The sequence below is a fragment of the Burkholderia singularis genome, from assembly GCF_900176645.1.
GTDB lineage: Bacteria > Pseudomonadota > Gammaproteobacteria > Burkholderiales > Burkholderiaceae > Burkholderia > Burkholderia singularis.
The window spans coordinates 35813-55884 of record NZ_FXAN01000056.1 but is presented as its reverse complement, the minus strand read 5'-3'; the positions used below and the strand labels follow the sequence as shown (position 1 = coordinate 55884).

14 protein-coding genes, 1 pseudogene and 1 riboswitch are annotated in these 20072 nt (G+C 70.0%); of the genes and pseudogenes, 6 read left to right on the top strand and 9 right to left on the bottom strand.

Going from position 1 to position 20072, the window contains the following annotated elements; genetic code table 11:
- Positions 1–99: 99 nt before the first annotated feature.
- Positions 100–591: a MarR family winged helix-turn-helix transcriptional regulator gene (locus BSIN_RS12290; RefSeq protein ID WP_089340708.1), complete on the bottom strand. Its 492-nt coding sequence runs from the start codon at positions 589–591 to the stop codon at positions 100–102.
- 120 nt (positions 592–711) lie between these two features.
- Here BSIN_RS12290 and BSIN_RS12285 point away from each other — a divergent pair, with 120 nt between their 5' ends.
- Positions 712–1884, top strand: coding sequence for an MFS transporter (locus tag BSIN_RS12285; protein ID WP_089340707.1), 1173 nt, complete (start codon positions 712–714; stop codon positions 1882–1884).
- Between the two features lie 114 nt (positions 1885–1998).
- Here BSIN_RS12285 and cobM read toward each other — a convergent pair whose 3' ends face one another.
- The 4 genes and pseudogenes from cobM to cbiE form a co-directional block, all read right to left on the bottom strand.
- A complete protein-coding gene (gene cobM / locus BSIN_RS12280; RefSeq protein ID WP_089340706.1) occupies positions 1999–2724 on the bottom strand; it encodes a precorrin-4 C(11)-methyltransferase in 726 nt (241 codons plus the stop codon).
- 221 nt (positions 2725–2945) lie between these two features.
- Complete coding sequence (locus tag BSIN_RS12275) at positions 2946–3680, bottom strand: cobalt-precorrin-6A reductase (protein ID WP_089340705.1); 735 nt, start codon at positions 3678–3680, stop codon at positions 2946–2948.
- Positions 3677–4771: a cobalt-precorrin-5B (C(1))-methyltransferase gene (locus tag BSIN_RS12270; protein ID WP_173678676.1), complete on the bottom strand. Its 1095-nt coding sequence runs from the start codon at positions 4769–4771 to the stop codon at positions 3677–3679. Before BSIN_RS12270 ends, BSIN_RS12275 begins: the two co-directional genes overlap by 4 nt.
- A 371-nt stretch (positions 4772–5142) precedes the next feature.
- Positions 5143–6342, bottom strand: a pseudogene (gene cbiE / locus BSIN_RS12265) (precorrin-6y C5,15-methyltransferase (decarboxylating) subunit CbiE); the annotation flags it as partial.
- 89 nt (positions 6343–6431) lie between these two features.
- A riboswitch (cobalamin riboswitch) is annotated at positions 6432–6637 on the top strand.
- 106 nt (positions 6638–6743) lie between these two features.
- On the opposite strand from cbiE, the gene cobG reads away from it, so the two are divergent.
- The 5 genes from cobG (at position 6744) to BSIN_RS12240 (ending at position 12986) form a co-directional block, all read left to right on the top strand.
- Complete coding sequence (gene cobG / locus BSIN_RS12260) at positions 6744–8186, top strand: precorrin-3B synthase (protein WP_369828178.1); 1443 nt, start codon at positions 6744–6746, stop codon at positions 8184–8186.
- Positions 8179–8805 carry a precorrin-8X methylmutase gene (locus tag BSIN_RS12255; RefSeq protein ID WP_089340703.1) on the top strand — a complete coding sequence of 209 codons (627 nt, stop codon included), beginning with the start codon at positions 8179–8181 and terminating at the stop codon, positions 8803–8805. The genes cobG and BSIN_RS12255 overlap by 8 nt, the downstream gene beginning before the upstream one ends.
- Positions 8802–9536, top strand: coding sequence for a precorrin-2 C(20)-methyltransferase (locus BSIN_RS12250; RefSeq protein WP_089340702.1), 735 nt, complete (start codon positions 8802–8804; stop codon positions 9534–9536). The genes BSIN_RS12255 and BSIN_RS12250 overlap by 4 nt, the downstream gene beginning before the upstream one ends.
- Positions 9533–11398 (top strand): precorrin-3B C(17)-methyltransferase, encoded by a 1866-nt coding sequence (cobJ, locus tag BSIN_RS12245; RefSeq protein WP_089340701.1) that lies wholly within the window; start codon positions 9533–9535, stop codon positions 11396–11398. The genes BSIN_RS12250 and cobJ overlap by 4 nt, the downstream gene beginning before the upstream one ends.
- A gap of 229 nt (positions 11399–11627) precedes the next feature.
- Entirely contained in the window at positions 11628–12986 is a 1359-nt protein-coding gene (locus BSIN_RS12240; RefSeq protein WP_089340700.1) for a chitinase, read from the top strand.
- Between the two features lie 177 nt (positions 12987–13163).
- On the opposite strand, the gene BSIN_RS12235 is transcribed toward BSIN_RS12240, so the two are convergent.
- The 4 genes from BSIN_RS12235 to cobN form a co-directional block, all read right to left on the bottom strand.
- Positions 13164–13862, bottom strand: a complete 699-nt coding sequence (locus BSIN_RS12235; RefSeq protein WP_089340699.1) for an alpha/beta hydrolase — start codon at positions 13860–13862, stop codon at positions 13164–13166.
- Between the two features lie 67 nt (positions 13863–13929).
- Entirely contained in the window at positions 13930–14538 is a 609-nt protein-coding gene (locus BSIN_RS12230) for a vWA domain-containing protein (protein ID WP_089340713.1), read from the bottom strand.
- A gap of 77 nt (positions 14539–14615) precedes the next feature.
- Entirely contained in the window at positions 14616–15992 is a 1377-nt protein-coding gene (locus tag BSIN_RS12225; protein ID WP_089340698.1) for a magnesium chelatase ATPase subunit I, read from the bottom strand.
- On the bottom strand, positions 15989–20071 hold the full coding sequence (cobN, locus tag BSIN_RS12220; RefSeq protein ID WP_089340697.1) for a cobaltochelatase subunit CobN: 4083 nt from the start codon (positions 20069–20071) through the stop codon (positions 15989–15991). The genes BSIN_RS12225 and cobN overlap by 4 nt, the downstream gene beginning before the upstream one ends.
- Position 20072: the final 1 nt, after the last annotated feature.

The window sequence follows — 20072 nt, the reverse complement described above, 5'->3', positions numbered from 1 at the left end:
GTGCGAACGCGTTCGCACGAGCCGTTTGTTTCATATGCGCCGCCCAACGGCGGTCTGCCACGCCGTTATCGCACCCCGCCGCCGCCGCGGATCGTGCCGCTATTTCCCCGCCTGCCCTTGCAATAGCTTGCCTAGCAACTTCGCGAGCTGACGCTGCTGCGCATCGCTGAGTGACGACAACACGCGCCGCTGATTGTCCACGTGCGCGGCCAGCGCGTCGTCGATCAGCGCAAACCCATCGGACGTCAACGCGACAAGCGTGCCGCGCCCATCCGCGGGATTTTTGCGCCGCTCGACCCATCCCGCACTTTCGAGACGATCGATCCGGTTGGTCATGCTGCCCGAAGAAATCATCGCCGCATCGTAAAGCTCGGTCGGCGTTAGCGCGTATGGCGCGCCGCTGCGGCGCAGGGTTGCGAGCACGTCGAATTCTCCGGGCTGCAGCCCGTAGCGCGCAAAAAGCGGATTGAGCGCATCGCGCGCGATGACGAGCGCTGCCTGCTGCAACCGGCCAAGCACGATCATCGACGACACATCGAGATCCGGCCGCTCGCGCCGCCATTGTTCAACCGCATACGCTGCACGATCCATTAACCCTCCTCGTCACCCCAGTTATCTTGACGTCGAGATAAACCGAATTTATCTTGATGCCGAGATAATTATACGCGGTGTACGCGGCTGGCAACCAGCCTCGTGCATCGCTCATCCGATATGCGCTTACTCAATTCTTCCGCCTGGCGGCTTGCCGCTATTGTCGTGGTCGGCCTCAATCTTCGTCCGGTGCTTGCGTCGATCGGGCCGCTTCTCGATACGATCCAGCGTGCAACCGGCTTATCCGACAGTGCCGCCAGCTTGCTGACCACCGTGCCGATCTTATTGATGGGCGCGGGCGCGCTGAGCGCGCGATGGCTCGCGCATCGCACCGGCGTGAGGGCGGGCGTCTGGCTCGGCGTCGTGCTGATCGCGCTTGCGTGCGCGTCGCGCATCGGCGCGGATTCGCCCGCCGTGCTGCTGGCGTCCGCGGTGGGCGCGGGGCTTGGCATCGCGGCCGTGCAAGCGCTGCTGCCCGCGTTCATCAAGGCGCAATTCGCCGCGCGAGCGGGCAGCGTCATGGGTTTTTATTCGACATCGATCATGGGCGGCGCCGTGCTCGCGAGCGTCTCGACACCGTTTGCCGCGCGCACGGCCGGCTGGGCGCCCGCGCTTGCCGCCTGGGCATTGCCCGCCGTCGCGGCGGCCATTCTGTGGCCGCTGGCCACGCCGACTGCCGCGCGCGCCGCGCAATCGCGCACGGCTACGCGCAGCACGCCCGGCGCGCGCGCATGGTTGCTGGCCGCCTTTTTCGGCCTCGGCACGGGCGCCTATACGCTCGTGCTCGCATGGCTGCCGCCTTATTATCTGGCGCTTGGCTGGCCGTCCGAGGCGGCTGGCGGCCTGCTCGGCGGCGTGACGCTCGCCGAGGTCGTCGCCGGCCTCGCCGTATCGGCGTTCATCGACCGGCTGCCGGATCGCCGCCCCGCGATTTTCGCCGCGATCGCGTCATTGTTCGCAGGCCTGATCGTTCTGATCGCGGCGCCGCTCGCCGGCGCATTGCCCGCGTCGCTGCTGATCGGCTGCGGCATCGGTGCGCTGTTTCCGCTGTCGCTGATCGTCGCGCTCGATCATGCGCCGCATCCGGCCGAGGCCGGCGCGCTGACGGGTTTTGTTCAGGGAATCGGTTACTTGATCGCGGGCCTGTTTCCATTCGTCGCCGGCGTGATCCGGCAGAATGTCGCCGATCTGTCGCCGGCCTGGAGCTTCATGGCTGCCGTCTGCGTCGTGATGGCCGGAATCGCCGCACGTTTTGCGCCCCACGCGGCCGCCGCCGTGCGAAGCGGCGCGTGATGCACGCCGTATGCCGCTATGCCGCGTGTGGGGTGGCCGGCGTAGCGTCATATCGCGCTTTATCACGCATGCGGTTTTCTTCGGCGCGGCTCGAGCCGCGCCCGAAGCCGCGGATCAATCTTTCGCATAGAGCGTCGAATCGTCGAAGCCTTGCGCATCGAGCACGCGTCCGATCAGAATCAGCGCGGTACGTTCGATTTGCGTGTTCGCGATCTTATCGACGATATCGCCGAGCGTGCCCGTCACGCGCTGCTCATCGGGCCAGCTCGCGCGGTAGATCACTGCAGCGGGGCAATCCGCGCCATAGTGTGGCAACACGTCGTCGACGATACGCGCAAGGTGCCGCACGCCGAGATGGATCGCGAGCGTTGCGCGATGCGCGGCGAGGTCCGCGAGCGCTTCGCTTTCCGGCATCGTCGTCTTGCCCGCATAACGCGTGAGGATCACGGTCTGCGCGATGCCCGGCAGCGTCAGCTCGACACCGAGCGCGGCCGCGCACGCGGCCGTCGCGGTCACGCCCGGGACGATTTCATAAGGAATCCCAAGCGCGCCGAGCCGCCGGATCTGCTCGCCGATCGCGCCGAACAACGACGGATCGCCCGAATGCACGCGCGCGACGTCCTGCCCTTTTGCGTGCGCATCGGCGAGTAACGCGACAATCTCGTCCAAATCGAGTTCTGCCGTATTGACGAGCCGCTCGGCGCGATGACCGTCGAGCACTGCAGCGGGCACGAGCGAGCCCGCGTACAGAATCACCGGGCAGCTTCGCACCAGGCGCTGCCCTTTCACCGTAATCAGCTCGGGGTCGCCAGGCCCCGCGCCAATGAAATAGACCGTCATTCAGGACTCCGTTATTCGTCGGCAAAAAATGGGGTTCGGCATGCGAAAGGCCGCGCGACACACGCGCTCAATCGCACCGCCTTTATGCCGCACGCCGGCCTGCTCGGCAGGGCCGCCCGTGGGCCGCCACGGCTGCCGTTGCACCGGTGCCCGGCGCCGTCACGCATGTTCGCCGCCGCGTCGGCGTTGCATGTGGCTGCAAACGCACGGCACGCCGCGCATCATGCCGCGCGAAATGCATGTAACGCGTCGGCAAGCGCGGTGGCGTCGTCGAATTCGCGGTCCGCATCAGGAAGCGCGGGCCGCTCGAGCATCACCACCGGAATGCGCCGTTCGCGCGCGACGTCGAGTTTTGCCTCCGTCGCCGCCCCGCCGCTGTTCTTGCTGACGACGACGTCGATCCCGCACGCGGCAAACAGCGCCCGCTCGCCATCGACCGTAAACGGGCCGCGTGCCGCGAGCACGTGCGCGCGCGCGTTGCCGGGATGCGCGTCGAGACAGCGCACGATCCAGTGCTGGTGCGGCGCGATTTCGTCGAGATGGGCGAGCGGCTCGCGGCCGAGCGTAAAAAGCGGCCGTGAGAACGGCGCGATCGCCGCGGCAACGCCGTCCCAATCCGCGACGCTGCGCCAATCGTCGCCGGGCCCCGGGCGCCACGGCGCGCGGCGCAGCGCCCAATAGCGCACGCGCGCCGCATCGCAGGCGGCGGCCGCGTTCGCGCTGATGCGCGCGGCGAATGGATGCGTGGCGTCGACGACGAGTGCGATTGCCTCGTCGCGCAGGTAGCGCGCGAGACCGTCGGCCCCGCCGAAACCACCCATGCGCACACGGCAGGCGAGATCGCCGGGCGCCTTGCCGAGGCCCGCGAGGCTGTACACGTCTTGCCGGCCGAGCGCGCGTGCGGCGCGCAACGCATCGCCCGTTCCGCCGAGCATCAGGATACGGCGCGCGCTCATGATGCAACGCCGACGATGCGGCCCTCGCGGTCGATCGCGAGTGTCTCGACGGCCACCGACGCCGGCACGATCTCGCATGCCACGCGGCGCGCGTGCGCGCAGACGATGTCGCCAAGCGGCACGCGCGCCGCGAGCGCGAGCGCGAGCGCCTGCTGGCTCGTATTCGCCGCGCGGATCGCCTGCTGCAACGCCGCGCTCGCGCCCGCATCGGCGGCCCATCGGGCAAGCTGGGGCATATCGATGCTGGAATGGCGGCTGTGAAGATCGAGATGGCCGGCCGCAAGCTTGCTGAACTTGCCGAAGCCGCCGCACAGCGTGAGCCGCGCGACGCTCGCGCGGCGCAGATACTTGAGCACGGCCCCCGCGAAGTCGCCCATCTCGATCAATGCGATATCGGGCAGGCCATAGCGCGCGCGCACCGCGTCCTCGCTCGCGTTGCCGGTGCATGCGGCGATGTGGTGCATGCCGTTGGCCCGGGCGACGTCGATGCCCTGGTGAATCGACGCGATGTACGCGGAACATGAGAACGGCCGCACGATGCCCGTCGTGCCGAGAATCGAGAGTCCGCCGACGATTCCCAGGCGCGGATTCATCGTCTTTTGCGCAAGCGCCTCGCCGCCCTCGACGCCAATCGCCACGTCAAAGCCGCCCGCATAGCCGCGTTCGGCCGCAAGCGCGCTCAGATGTTCGGTGATCATCTGGCGCGGCACCGGGTTGATCGCCGGCTCGCCGACCGCGAGCGAGAGCCCTGCGCGCGTGACGGTGCCCACGCCCGGCCCCGCGCGAAAGCGCACGCCCGGCGCGCCGGCGAGCGCGACGCGCGCGAACACCAGCGCGCCGTGCGTGACGTCGGGATCGTCGCCCGCGTCCTTGATGGTGCCCGCTTCCGCGTGGCCATCAGCGCGCATGCGGCAGTACTCGAGCCGCATCGTCACATGCTGGCCCTTCGGCAGCACGATTTCGACCAGCTCGCTACGCTGCCCGGCAAGCAACAGACGCGCGGCCGCAAGCGATGTCGCGGTCGCGCAGCTGCCGGTCGTATAGCCGAAGCGCAGCGGCGCAGGCTGCTCGGGCGTTTCGTCGCGCATCATCCGCGCTCCGGCGGCGAACCGGCGCACGGGCCCGGTTCGGGCGACCCAGCGGCGTCCGCGGGGGGAGATCCGGGCGCGATGCGCGGCGGCATGCGGCCCGGCGTATCCGATCCGAGGGCCGGCACGCCCATCGCACGCATACCCGTCGGCGACGTTACCGCTTTCATTGTCGATCCGTCCGAAAGCGCATCGCCGCGCCCATCGCGCGCGCACGAGTCGGCCGACGGCCGCCCGTTCAGGCCATGCGCGGGGGAATCGTTCGAATCGTCTAAATCGGTCGACAGATCCTGATTCGCGTGGCGCCCGCCAGCCGCCGCCGCGCGTGCCTCGCTGACCGCTTCGAGCGCCTGGAAGCCGCACGATTCTTCACAGGGTTTGCGCCCGTCGTACAGCGTCACCGGCAACGCTTGCCGCCATGCATCGAAGCCGCCGAGCGGCTGCGCATGGGCGATCGATACGCGCGTCAGCGCGCCGCCGTGCCGCTCGCGCCACGCGACGAGCGCCGCTTCGCCTTGCAGCGTGACCGCGTGCGCAATCAACCGCCCTCCCGGCTTCAGGCCGCTCCAGCATGCATCGAGCACGCCCGCGCGGCTCACGCCGCCGCCGACGAATACGGCGTCGGGTGCCGGCAGTCCCGCGAGCGCATCGGGCGCGCGGCCGGCGACGAGCACGAGAGCCGGCACGCCGAGCGCATCGCGATTGTGCTCGATCAGCCGTTGCCGGTCCGGATGCGCCTCGATCGCGATCGCGCGGCAGCTTGGGTGCGCGCGCATCCACTCGATGCCGATCGACCCGCAGCCCGCGCCGACATCCCACAGCAGTTCGCCCGGCGCGGGCGCGAGCCGCGCGAGCGCGAGCGCGCGCAACTCGCGCTTGGTGAGCTGGCCGTCATGGCGATAAGCGTCGTCCGGCAAGCCGGGCGTGAGCGCGAGACGCGGCGCGCCAGCATGCGCGCGGCATTCGATCGCGACGAGATTGAGCGCGGCCGCGCGCGCGCCGCCCCATGCGTCGGCGCGTACATCGACGCGCCGCTCGAGCGGCCCGCCCAGATGCTCGAGCACGCTCATCGCACTCGGCCCGAAGCCGCGCGCGACGAGCGCGCCGGCGATCGCCGCGGGCGTCGCGCCGTCCGCGCTCAGCACCAATAGGCGGCGGCCCGGATAAAGGTAGCGATGCAGCGTCGCGAGCGGACGCCCGACGAGCGATATGGCGTCGACGTCCTGCAACGCCCAGCCGACGCGCGCGGCCGCGAGCGACAGCGACGACGGCGCGGGCAGCACCTGCCATTCGTGCGGAGCGAGCATGCCCGCAAGCGTCGCGCCGACGCCGAACAGCATCGGATCGCCGCTCGCGAGCACGCACACGCGGGCGGGACGACGCGCAACGAGCGGCGCAACATCGAACGGCCTCGGCCAAGGTTCGCGCTCGGTGGCAAGCCACGCGGGCAGCATCGCCAGGTGACGCTCGGCGCCGATCGTCACCGCCGCATCGGCAAGCGCGCGCCGCGCCCGCTTGCCAAGCCCCGCATATCCGTCGTCGCCGATTCCCAGCACCGTCAGCCACGCGGTCATCCGTCGTACTCCATCTTGTCCCAGTCGATCGTTCAGACTCCGCCCGCGCGCACGGCACAATGCATTCGGGCGTCGTGAAAAAAGGCATAATACCGTGTCCGTCCGCCGGTGCCCCACGGGGCCGAACAGGGAACGCAGAGCGCACCGCGCCGCTGCGGCTGCCCCCGCAACTGTGAGCAGCGAGTCCGCATCCGATTGACGCCACTGGCAACGCCGCGCATCGCGGCTGCCGGGAAGGCCGCACTGTGGATGACGACCTGCCAGCCAGGAGACCTGCCGGTGACGTTTCGTTCGTGCCAGCCGACATCGGGCGGGGTGTACCGATGCATCAGCCTGCGTTGCGCGCACCGCGCGCCACACGCTGTGCCCGGCCTGTCGCGCGACGCTTATCCGGAGCGCCGTTGAATCCTACCGCCGCGGTTTTATCAGCCGATGCCGATGCCATTGCGCACGCACCAAACGCGACGCGCGGCGCCAGCGCCTGCCCGGGACTCGTGCGGATCGTCGCCGCGCGCGACGGCGGCCTGTGCCGCATCCGGCTCGCGGGCGGCTCGCTCACGGCCGCACAGGCGCGCACGATCGCGGCGGTCGCGCATGCGTTCGGCTCGGGCGTGATCGAGGCGACCAATCGCGCGAACCTGCAATTGCGCGGCGTAAAGCCCGGTTGCGACGCCGACGTCAGCCGCGCGCTGATCGACGCCGGGCTCGGCCCGCTGACCGAAGACCTGCCGCACGCATCGCGCGCGGCCTGCGTCGGCGCGCGCGACGGCGTGCGCAATGTGATGCTGAGTCCGACCGCCGGCCGCGATCCGCATGCGCTCGTCGACAGCGCCGCGCTCGCCGCGCCGCTGCTCGCGATGCTGCAAACCGAGCCGCGCTGCGCGGCGCTGTCGCCGAAATTCTCGCTGCTGCTCGACGGCGGCGAGCGGCTGGCGGCGCTCGATCATCCGCACGACATCTGGCTGTGCGCACTGCACGACGCACACGGGCACACGCGGCTCGCGCTCGGCCTCGCCGGCTGCCCGCCCGTCGTCGGCGAGCGCATCGGGCCGCAACAGCACGCGCTTGCGAGCATCGCGCCGGAGCAAGCGGTCGAATGCGTGCGCGCGCTCATCACGAGTTTCATCGAGCTTGCGCCCGCCGGTGCAACGCGAATGCGAGACTGGCGCGCGCTCCAACCCGTCGATCGGCTTCTTTCGCATGCCGATGCACGGCTGCCGTTTGCACTGCGCCGCGATCCCGGCCTCGCCGGCTGGCGCCGCGTGCGCGCCGAGCCGGCCCGGCGCTTCGGCATCGAGCCCGAGCGCGATCCGGCGCGCTGCTTCGTCGGCGGGCAACCGCCGCTCGGGCGGCTCGACGCCGCGCGCCTCGCCGCGCTCGCCGCGCTGGCCGATTCACACGGCGACGGCACGCTGCGCATCACACCGTGGCAAGGCGTGATGCTGGCGGGCATTGCGCGCGATGCCGCGCATGACGCGCTTGCCCGGCTCGCCGCCCTCGGCTTCGTTTGCGATGCGGGCGTGCCGCTCGCGCATGTCGTCGCATGCGCGGGCGCGAGCGGCTGCGCACGCGCGCACGCCGATACGAAAGCCGACGCGCTCGCGCTCGCCGCCCGGCTCACGGCTGCCGCCGAGCTTCACGTCAGCGGCTGCGCCCGTTTGTGCGCAATGCCGCGCGCGGCCGCGCATACGCTCGTCGCGACCGCCGCCGGCCATTACGACCTTTATCGGGGCGACGGCGCGGCGGGCTTCGGTGCCGCCGTCGCGCGCCACCTGACGATCGACGAGGCCGCCACCGTGCTCGCGCGCCGCGCGCGGCCCATTGAGGACGACATTGATGCTTGACTACCTTCGCGACGGCGATGCGATCTACCGCGAATCGTTCGCGACGATCCGCGCCGAAGCCGATCTCTCGGGCGTGCCGCCCGAGCTCGAAAAACTCGCGGTGCGCGTGATCCATGCATGCGGCATGGTCGATATCGTGCGCGATCTGCGATTTTCCGCCGATGCGGGCGCGGCCGGCCGCGCCGCGCTCGCGGCGGGCGCGCCGATCCTCTGCGACGCGCGGATGGTCGCCGAGGGCATCACGCGCGCGCGGCTGCCGGCGGCCAACCCGGTGATCTGCACGCTTGGCGAACCCGGCGTGGCGCAACTCGCGCGCAAGCTCGGCAACACCCGCTCGGCGGCCGCGCTCGAACTGTGGCGGCCGTACCTGGCAGGCAGCGTCGTCGCAATAGGCAACGCGCCGACCGCCCTCTTCCATCTGCTCGACATGCTCGATGCGGGCGCGCCGCGGCCCGCGCTGATTCTCGGCTTTCCGGTCGGCTTCGTCGGCGCGGCGGAATCGAAGGCGCTGCTGGCGGCCGACAGCCGCGGCACGCCGTTCGTCGCCGTGGCCGGCCGGCGCGGCGGCAGCGCGATGGTCGCGGCAGCCGTCAACGCACTCGCTTCGGAGGCCGAATGACTCGCGCAACCGGCCGCCTGTTCGGACTCGGCGTCGGCCCCGGCGACCCTGAACTGCTGACGCTCAAGGCGCTGCGCGTGCTGAAAGCGGCGAGCGTCGTCGCGCACTTCGTCGCCAAGGGGAAAAAAGGCAATGCGTTCGGCATCGTCGAAACGCATCTGAGCGATGCGCAAATCCAACTGCCGCTGGTCTACCCGGTGACGACCGAGGTACTGCCGCCGCCGCTTTGCTACGAAACCGTGATCGCCGAGTTCTACGACACGGCCGCCGCCAGCGTCGCCGCCCATCTCGACGCGGGACGCGATGTCGCCGTGATCTGCGAGGGCGATCCGTTTTTCTACGGCTCGTACATGTACCTGCACGACCGGCTTGCGTCGCGCTACGACGCCGAAGTCGTGCCGGGCGTATGCTCGATGCTCGGCGGCGCGGCGGTGCTCGGCGTGCCGCTCGTCTACCGGAATCAGAGTCTGTCCGTGCTATCCGGCGTGCTGCCGGAGCACGAATTGCGCGAGCGGCTCGCTCACGCCGACGCGGCCGTCGTCATGAAGCTCGGCCGCAATTTCGACAAGGTGCGCCGCGTGCTCGACGAACTCGATCTCGCGCAGCGCGCGCTGTATGTCGAACGCGCGACGATGGACACGCAGCGCATCGTGCCGCTCGCGCAAGTCGATCCGATGGCGTCGCCGTACTTTTCGTTGCTCGTGATACCGGGGGAAAAATGGCAAGGATGACGGCCGCGCCCGCGATCGTGATACTCGGGCCGGGCGCGCTGCCGGCCGCGCAGCGCATCCGCGCGCGCTACGACGGCGCGCAGATCCATGCGCTCGCGGGCCGCGCGCAAGGCGATCTCGCCTTCGCCGAGCTTGGCGCGCATTTGCGCGAACTGTATGCGCGCGGCGTGCCGATCGTCGCGCTGTTCGCCGCCGGCATCGTGATCCGCTGCATCGCGCCGTGCTTGACCGATAAAGGCGCCGAGCCGCCCGTGCTCGCGGTGGCCGAGGACGGCAGCGCCGTCGTGCCGCTGCTCGGCGGCCTCACCGGAGCGAATCTGCTGGCGCGGGACATTGCCCGCGCACTCGGCGTCGCGCCCGCGATCACGACCAGCGGCGAGCTGCGCTTCGGCGCTTGCGTGCTGAATCCGCCCGACGGCTACACCCTTGCCGATCTCGATGCGGGCAAGCGCTTCGTGTCCGACTTGCTGGCGGGCGCGGGCACGCGAATCATCGGCGCGGCGCCGTGGCTCGACGAGGTCGCGCTGCCGCGCGACGCGCACGCCGAGCATGCGATCCGGATCACGCCCTATGCGTCGCGACGCGCGGCACATGAACTGCTGATTCATCCGCGCAGCGTCGTCGTCGCAATCGGCGACGATGCGCGCACTGATTCGGATGACGATGCAAATATGCACGACGCGGATCGCACGGCTGGTTCGCACAATGATGCGCCATTGCGCACCGGGGACCTTACCGGGCCCGATAGCGATCGGGCCAGCCCCACACCCGGCCGCCGCGCCGCACAGCCCCCGCTCGCATCGCGCGTCGCCGCGCTGCTCGCCGCGCACGATCTCGCGCCGCTCGCGCTTGCCGCGCTCGTCGCCCCCGCGCGCCATATCGGCGACTCGGCGCTGACCGAAGCGGCACGCGCATTGCGCGTGCCGCTGCGCTTCGTCGAAGGCGACGCGCGCGACGCATCCGCCGTGCTGGACATCGCGCTGCCTGCGTCGCACGCGTCGCGCGTGCCGGCCCCGCATGGCGATCATCCCGCGTCCGCAACGCCGCGCGGCCTCGCGATCGCCATTGCCGACGCCCCTGTCGACCCCGAGACGCTCGGCGCCGCACGCGGCCGCGTCACCGTGCTGGGTCTCGGCCCCGGCCGGGCCGATCTGCTGACGCCCGCCGCGCGCGCCGCGCTCGCCGACGCGACCGATATCGTCGGCTACGCAACCTATGTCGACATGGCCGGCCCGTTCCGGGCCGACCAGCGGCTGCACGTCTCCGACAATCGCGAGGAGTTGCAGCGCGCGCGCCACGCATTCGAGCTTGCCGCGCGTGGCCGGCGCGTCGCGGTGGTATCGTCCGGCGATCCCGGCGTATTCGCGATGGCAGCCGCCGTGCTCGAAGCGCTCGACGCATCCGGCGACGCGCGCTGGGCGAATGTCGAACTCGATATCGTGCCGGGCGTGTCGGCCGCGTTCGCCACCGCCGCCGAGGCGGGCGCGCCGCTCGGCCACGATTTCTGCATGATCTCGCTGTCGGACAACCTCAAGCCGTGGACGATCATCGAAAAGCGCATCGAGCACGCGGCGGCGGCCGATTTCGTGCTTGCGTTCTACAACCCCGTGTCGCGTGCGCGCCCCGTGCAGTTCGATCGCGCGCTCGACGCGGTGCGCCGTCACCGCGCGCCGGAGACGGTCGTCGTGCTCGGCCGCGATATCGGCCGCCCGGGCGCAACGCTCGTCACGACGACGCTCGGCGCGCTGGGTGCGCGGCAGATCGACATGCGGACCATGGTGATCGTCGGTTCGTCGACGACGCGCCGTTTCACCCGCGACGGCACGCGCGAATGGGTGTATACGCCGCGCTGGTATCGATGATCGATCAATCAGCAATCCGCTAAATTGTTTCGGGGTGCTTTTGAACAGGAAACCGAATTGATTGTCAACTGATAAGAAATAACACAGTAAACAGCACAACCAATCATTCCATCTCGCCCGGAATCCTCCATGATGTGCGCGCCGATGCATCGATCGTCGCATCGAAAGCGGCGGCCCGGCGGCGACATGTAGGCCAGCATGTCCCGCCTCCCCAACATGGAGACACATCATGAAAACCAGTCGGTTGTCTCGGTTCGTCCCGCGCGCGCTCGCCGCGGGCTGGGTGCTCGCGGCGGCGGGCGTCTGTCATGCGACGGGCGTCTACTACGCGCCGTACCTCGACGTGACGCTCTATCCGACGCCACAAATCGACAAAATCGGCGTCACGCAAGGCATCCAGCAGTTCACGCTCGCGTTCGTCGTCTCGAACGGCCAGTGCGTGCCGTCGTGGGGCGGCGTTCAGCAGATTGGAGGCGGCGCGAGCGGCGATCTGCTCGCGTCGATTGCGGCATCGCTTGCCAGCTACCGCGCGAAAGGCGGCGAAGTCGCCGTATCGTTCGGCGGCGAGGCGGGCACGCCGCTGATGCAGGCCTGTTCGAGCGTGCCCGCGCTGAAGGCCGCGTATCAGACGGTCATCGATACATACGACCTTCGCCACGTGGATTTCGACATCGAAGGCGCCGCGCAGCAGGACAGCGCGGCCGTCGCGCGCAATTTTCAAGCGGTGTCGCAGCTTCAGGCCGAGTATGCGGCAAAGGGCAAGCCGCTGTCGGTCACGCTGACGCTGCCCGTGATGCCGACGGGGCTCATAGACGACGGTCTGAACGTGCTGAACGCGGCGCTCGCGAACAAGACGGCGATCGATGCGGTCAACATCATGACGATGGACTACGGCCCGGCGAACCTCGATATGGGCGCGGCCGCGATCAGCGCCGCGCAGGCGCTTTATTCGCAGCTCGATACCGCGTATAAGGCCATCGGTCAGCCGCAGACCAGTGCGCAGCTCTGGCAGCGGGTCGGCGTCACGCCGATGATCGGCATGAACGACGTGCAAGGCGAAACCTTCACGCTGGCCAACGCGCAGAGCGTGTTGAACGCCGCGCGCGCCAATGGCTACGGCCTGATCAGCAACTGGTCGGCCGGCCGCGATCAGGCGTGCCCGAACAATGGCGTATCGGTTTCCGATACTTGCTCGGGCATCGTTCAACAACCGTATGCGTTCGCCGCGATCTTCAGGCAGGCCGCCGGACACTGGGGCACCGGCGTCACGCAAGATCCGAACTACGGCGGCACGACGGGCGGCGGCACGCCCCCATCGGCCGCGCCGTGGTCGGCAAGCCAAGTCTATACGGCAGGCCAGACGGTCACGTACCAGGGCGTCACGTATCAGGCGCAATGGTGGACGCAAGGCGAAGTGCCGGGGCAGGCAGCGGTCTGGAAGCCGGTTAGCGGCGGCACGCCGACCTGGTCGCCTGACGCGTCGTATTCGGGCGGCACCTGCGTGATGTATCAGGGCGCGAAGTACTGCGCGCAGTGGTGGACGCAGGGCAACGTGCCGAGCGCGGGCGGCGTGTGGGTGAAATCGTAACGGCCGTGATGCGGGCGCTCGCATTCGTTTCGCCTGTGTGGAACGCGGGCGCAGCCGGCCGCAATGCAGCGCGGCTTGGCGGGCGCGGCAAACCGCGCCGCGCCCCGAGATGACGCCGCCGTCGGTCGCACGGCCCGCGCCGCGGCGGCGATCATGCCGTCCGCGCCGCGGCGGCGCTCACGCCGCGGCCAGCGCGGCCATCCGCGCATGCAGCCAGCCGCGCAGCGCATCGACCTCTTCCGCGCAAACCGAATGCGGCATCGGATACGCGTGCCATTCGACGCGCGAGCCGGCGCCCGCGCCGCGCGCCGTTGCAAAATCGCGCGCGGCCTCGCCTAGCGCGACCGGTAGAACGTCATCGCCGGTGCCGTGCGCGGCGAAGATCGGCGTGCCGCGATTCGCTTCGGCGAGCCGCTTATCGATGAAGTCCGGCGATGGAATATACCCGGACAGCACGATCAGGCCGGCGAGCGTCTCCGGATGCGTGAGCCCCGCCGAATAAGTCATCGCTCCGCCCTGCGAAAAGCCCGCGACGAAAATCCGCGAAGTCGGAATACCGCGCCGGTTTTCCGCGTCGATCAGCCCGCGCACCGTCGCGCAGGACGCCTCGATTCCCGCTTCGTCGACCTGCCGGCCAAGCGTCTGGAACGACAAAATGTCGTACCACGCGCGCATCACATAGCCGTTGTTCGCCGTCACCGCAATCTCGGGTGCGTTCGGCAGCACGAAACGCACGGCCGGTGCATCGCGCAGGTGCAATTCCGGAATCAACGGCACGAAATCGTGCGCGTCGGCGCCGAGGCCATGCATCAGGATCACGGCGAATGTCGGGTTGGGACCGGTTTCGATTTCGATGGTCGGCTGCTCGTCGGTCATGCTGATCGGCTCCACAAGGTCGGGGGAATATCAGCCGATGATCGCATATCGGCCGCGCCGCCGGCGATCAGCCGCTACCGAGCGCATCCGGCCCGATCAGCGTCGCGCCCCACGCGCGGGCCAGCCGGGCGCAGCGGCCGAGCCGGACGGACGCATCATCGAAATCGACGACGACGATCCGCTCGGCATGGACGGGGCGCGCCGGGGTTTCGCGAGTGCGTCCGTCGGACAGCACCCAGAGCCAGCGCGCCTGCCGCGGCTGCCGACGCGCGGCACGCGCGAGCAGCCGCTGCGCGGCGTCGATCCCTTGCACGAACGGCGTGCCGCCGCCGCCGCCGATCGGCGCGAGCCAGCGCTCGTTCCACCAGCGCGGCACGGCCGGGCCGAAGCGCACGTCGGCCGAGCCGCCGCCGAAGCAAACGAGCGCCGCCGCCGCGCGTTCGCGCGCGAGGCAATCGAACAATGCGACAACCAGCCCCTTTGCCCGCGCAAGACGTCCGTGCGCCAACATCGACGCGGAGCAATCGAGCACGAAGCAATGCAGCGCGCCGGGGTTGCCCGCTCGCGGCCGGTAGCGCAGATGCTCGGCACGCAGCGCGTCGCCGCGCGCAGCCGCGAGCGTGGCGCGCCACGCGATGCGCGTGCCGGGTTCGCCGCGCGCGTCGCGTTTGCATATGCCGGTGTCGAGCCATCGAAGGCCGTTGCCGGGCGCATGAGGCGCGACGGCGGCAGCGGCGGCATCCGTCCGATGGCTCAGCGTTTTTTTAGCGGCAGCGCGATCACGCGCTTGACGGCCGGTGCCGGGGCCATGCCCACCGGTTCGGGCGGCAGATGACCCCAATCGCGATCGGCCGACGACGCGGCGTCCGGGCGGGTTTGCGCGGCGGTATCACGAACCGGGCGATTCGCCCCGTCTGCGCCGGACGGTGCGCGGGCTCCCGCGTGCGCCGGGTCGCCCGCTTCGGCGCGAGATCCGGCTCGCGCGAATGGCGGCGGCTCGTCGTCATGATCGGCGGCGTGCGCGATACGCGCGTCGTCGTCATGCTGTTTGGACGATGCGTCGCGGCCTGACGAATTCGATGGCGTTTGGCCGAGTGAATCGGCCGCCGGCGCGCGCCGCGCGGCATGCGCCGCCGCGTCGTCAGCCCCCGCCGTATCGGAATCGGGCCGCGTGCGCCGATGACGCAATACGTCGGCGGCCACGCGCTCGACGTGCGCCGCATCGACCGACGTCGCGCCTTCGAGCGCAGCCAGCGCCCGCGCGGCGCGCAGCATCACCAGATCGCCGCGCAGCCCGTCGACCGCCGCGTCGATGCACAGCGCGGCCGCGCGCGCATGCGCGGCATCGCTGAATGCAAGCGCCGGCAACGCGGCGCGCGCTGCGCGAATCCGCGCGACGAGCGCCGCCTGGGCATCGCGATACTGCTCCCGGAACGCGTGCGCATCGAGATCGAACGCAAGCCGCATCCTGACGATCTGCTGCCGCAGCACGGCGTCATTACAGTTGCCGACTTCGACCATCAGCCCGAAACGGTCGAGCAACTGCGGCCGCAACTCGCCCTCCTCGGGATTCATCGTGCCGACGAGCGCGAAGCGCGCCGGATGGCTGTGCGAGATGCCGTCGCGCTCCACGGTGTGGATGCCGCTTGCGGCGGCATCGAGAAGCGCATCGACGAGCGCGTCCGGCAGCAGATTGATTTCGTCGACATACAGCACGCCGCGATGCGCGCGCGCGATCAGGCCCGGCGCGAAGCGCACCGTGTGATCGGCGAGCGCGCTCGCGAGGTCGAGCGAGCCCGTCACCTGTTCGTCGCTTGCCGATAACGGCAGCGTGACAAAGCGCCCTTCGGGCAGCAGTTCGGCAAGCGCGCGCGCGGCGGTCGATTTGGCCGTGCCGCGCGGGCCGCTGATGAGCACCCCGCCGATGCCGGGATCGACCGCGACGAGCAGCAGCGCCTGCTGCAATGCCTGCTGGCCGGTCAGCGCGGCAAACGGATAGGCAGCCGGCAGCGCGGCAGCGTCCTGCGGCGGTGCCGGCGCTGCCGGCGTTTGCGCCGCCGCTGCCGTGCCCGGTGCGGCCGGCCCGCCGCCGACGCCGCCGTTCAGATCGTTGGTGGTCGCGTCGTTCATTGCCGTGCCCCTTCCAGAAGCTGCTCGCTTGCGAGCAGATAGCCCTCGATCGCGTCGCGGTGCCCGCCCGGTTCCTGCCATAGGCCACGCTGCATCGCCTCGACGAGCCGCTCGCACATGCCGTGCAGCGCGTGCGGATTGTGCCGCTCGAGGAACGCGCGCGTATCCGGATCGTGCAAATACGCGTCGGCGACGAGCGCGTACTGATGATCGGCGATCACGCGCGCGGTCGCATCGTAGCCGTACAGATAATCGACGGTCGCGGCGATCTCCGCCGCGCCCTTGTAACCGTGCCGCTTCACGCCGTCGATCCACTTCGGGTTGACGACGCGCGCGCGGATCACGCGCGCAATCTCCTCGCGCAGCGTGTTGATCCGCGGCGCGGCCGGGTTGGCATGGTCGCCGTGATACAGGCTCGGCTGCCGTCCGGACGCGTGCCGCACCGCCACCGCCATGCCGCCGTGAAACTGGTAATAGTCGTTCGAATCGAGAATGTCGTGCTCGCGGCTGTCCTGGTTTTGCACAACCGCGTCGATCGCCGCAAGGCGCATTCCAAACGCGTCGTGCGCGACGTCGCCCGCGCTGTTTTGCGCATACGCATAGCCGCCCCACGCATGGTAGGCGTGAGCAAGGTCGGCATCCGTGCTCCAGCGGCCGTCGTCGATCAACGTCTGCAGCCCCGCGCCATAGCCGCCCGGCCGCGCGCCGAACACGCGCCAGCCGGCGCGCCGCCGCGCTTCGTCGGCCGGCATGCCGCGCGCCGTAAGCGCCTGCGTATCGCGCAGCACGCGCTCGCGGAGCGGATTGAGTTGCGGCGGCTCGTCGAGATTCGCGACTGCCTGCACCGCCGCATCGAACAAATGCATCACGTTTGCAAACGCGTCGCGGAAAAAGCCGGACACGCGCAGCGTCACGTCGATCCGCGGCCTGTCGAAGATTTCGATCGGCAGAATCTCGAAATCGGTCACCCGATGGCTGCCCGGCGCCCATTTCGGCCGCACGCCCAGCAGCGCGAGCGCCTGGGCGATATCGTCGCCGCCGGTGCGCATCGTCGCGGTTCCCCATACCGATAGACCGACCGCGCGCGGATAGTCGCCGTGTTCCTGCAAATGGCGTTCGATCAGTTGCTGCGCCGATTTCAAACCGATCGACCATGCGGCCTGCGTCGGCACCGCGCGGGTATCGACCGCGTAGAAGTTGCGCCCGGTCGGCAACACGTCCGGCCTGCCGCGTGACGGCGAGCCGCTTGGCCCCGGCGGCACGAAACGGCCTTCGAGGCCGCGCCGCAGCTGGCGCAGTTCCTCGGCGCCGCACGCATCGAGGCGCGGCAGCAGATCGCGCGCGAGCCGCTCGAGCACCGCGTGCGTGCGCGGCCAATGCGCGGCGACGTAGTCGAGATCGACGCCCGGGCGAACCGCGTGGGCCGCGGCGGCGCCATCCCATTCCGCTTCGGCGTGAGCGCGCTCGCCGGCTTGGGCGATCGTCGTATGCGCGGCGCGGCCGGTCGCCTGCCCGCCGCCCGCGTCGTTCACGTTTTCCGCATGGCCGGCGGCGATCGCCGGCTGGCCGTCGCGCCGCGCGCCATCGCACCGCTCGCACACGCGCTCGATCAACGCGCTCGCGAGCTGCTCCAACCGTTCGCGCGTGTCGCCCGCATGTCGCCACGGCTCGCCGCTTACCTCGCGAAGCGCGTCGGGCCGCGGCCCGGTCCACGGCTCGGCCCAGTCGGCCGCGAGCGGATCGAAACCGTCGGGCAGCGCAAGATCGCGCGCGAGCGCGCCGATCAACCCGGCGTGCTCGCCGCTGCCGTCGCCGGCCGGAAAGCGCGCGAGCGCGGCGAGCGTATCGCGCCGCTGACGGCCGCGCGGCGAACTGCCGAACGTATGCAGCCCGTCGCGGATCTGCGCCTCCTTCAGCTCGCAAAGCCACGCATCGACACGCGTGAGCAGCGCGTCCTCGGCGTCGCGCCCGTCGGGCGGCGCGATGCTGAGTTCCTCGTGCAGCCGGTGCTCGACGATCGTCGCGAGAATCGTCTCGCGCAATACCTTCGCGCGGCGCGCATCGACCATCAGCGCGTCGTAATACTCGTCGACTTGCCGCTCGAGATCCTGCAGCGGCCCGTAATTCTCCGCGCGGGTCAGCGGCGGCATCAGATGATCGACGATCACCGCTTGCGCGCGCCGCTTCGCCTGGCTGCCCTCGCCCGGATCGTTGACGATGAACGGATACAGGTGCGGCAGCGGCCCGAGAATCAGGTCGGGCCAGCACGCGGCCGACAGCGCGACGCTCTTGCCCGGCAGCCATTCGAGATTGCCGTGCTTGCCGAGATGGACGATCGCGTCGATCGCGAAGACGTCGCGCAGCCAGAAATAGAACGCGAGATAGGCGTGCGGCGGCACGAGATCGGCGTCGTGATAGTTCGCGTAATCGTCGCCGCCGCGCGAACGCGACGGCTGCACGCCGACGAATACGTTGCCCGCGCGCCAGCCCGCGATCGCGAAGCGCCCGCGCCGCAGCGTCGGGTCCGCTTCCGGCGGCCCCCAGCGCTCGTTCAGCGCATCGCGCAACGCGCTCGGCAGCGCGGCGAAGCGGCGCAGATAGTCGTCGAGCGCGTAGCTTTGAAACGCCGGGCGCAGCGCGCGCGTGGACGCATCGTTGGTCACGCCCGCGGTGATCCGCGCGAGCAATGCGTCGCCGTCTTCGGGCAGTTCGTCGCGCAGTTCGTCGACTTGCGCGCCGCGAGCGCCGCCGTCGTCGGCATCGGCGATGCGATACCCCTGGTCGCGCAGCATCGCGAGCACCGCGAGCGCCGAGGCCGGCGTGTCGAGCCCGACACCGTTGCCGATGCGCCCTTCGCTCGCCGGATAATTGGCGAGAATCAGCGCAATGCGCTTGTCCGCGTTGTCGAGCGTGCGCAGCCGGCACCAGCGGCGGCTCAGCTCGGCGACGAACGCGATCCGCTCGTCGTCCGGCTGATAACGGACCACGTCGACCTCGGTATGCGCGCAACGATAAGCCAGCCCCTTGAAACTCACCGCGCGCGTGATGATCCGGCCGTCGACCTCGGGCAGCGCAACGTGCATCGCGATGTCGCGCGCGTGAAGGCCGTGCGGATCGGTCAGCCATGCGTCGCGATTGCCGCCCGACAGGATCACCTGCAGCACGGGCGCGTCGCCGGCGAGCGCCTCGGCCTCGTCGCCGGGCGTGCCCGCGGCGAACGCGGTCGTGTTCAGCACGAGGCAGACGCGCGCGGCATGCGCGCCGGCTCGGCGCGCATCGGCAACCGGGCCGCCCGCATCCGCCGCATCCGCGCACAGCCGCTCGATCACCGCGCGGCTCATCGCATCCTTGAGCGACGTCACCGCGATCGGCAACGGATTGAGCCCTTCGCGCTCGAGCGCGCCGGCGAGCGCGTCGAACACCGCGGTATTGGCCGCCTGCCAGTGCGCCTTATAGAACAGAATCGCGACCACCGGCGCGCCCTCGCGCCAGCGCGCGCGCCAATCGTCGAGCGTCGCGCTCGCGCGGGCCGGATGATAGAGCGCGGCCGCGGGCAGCGGACGCGGCGGCTCGGGCTCCCTGCCGAAGCCGAGCGCGTGATGCGCGATGCTGCGCAACAGCGCTTCGGCGTTCGCGCTTCCGCCCTCGCGCAGATAACGCCACCACTGCCGGCAAAGATCGGGCGCGACCGTGCTCTTCGCGATCAGATTCGTGTCTTCCTGCAGATCGCCCGAGAACATCGCAAGCTTCATTCCCGTACGGGCCGCGAGCGCGACCGCCTGCTCGATTCCGTATGGCCAGTACGACTCGCCGCCGAGATGATCGATCACGACGACGCGCGCATGCCGCAGCACGTCGTCGATATAGAAATCGACCGATGCGGGCTGGCGCAGAAACGTCACGTTCGCGAGCCGCACGCTCGGAAAACCTTCGGGAAGGGTCGGCACGACGCTCGCGAGCAGCGACAGCGTCGTGTCGGCCGAGCTGAGAATCACGATGTCGGCCGCACGCTGGTCGATCCGCACGACTCCCGCCGTGTCGTCGACGAAGCCGCCGGGTGTCGTGCGTAGTAAATGCATG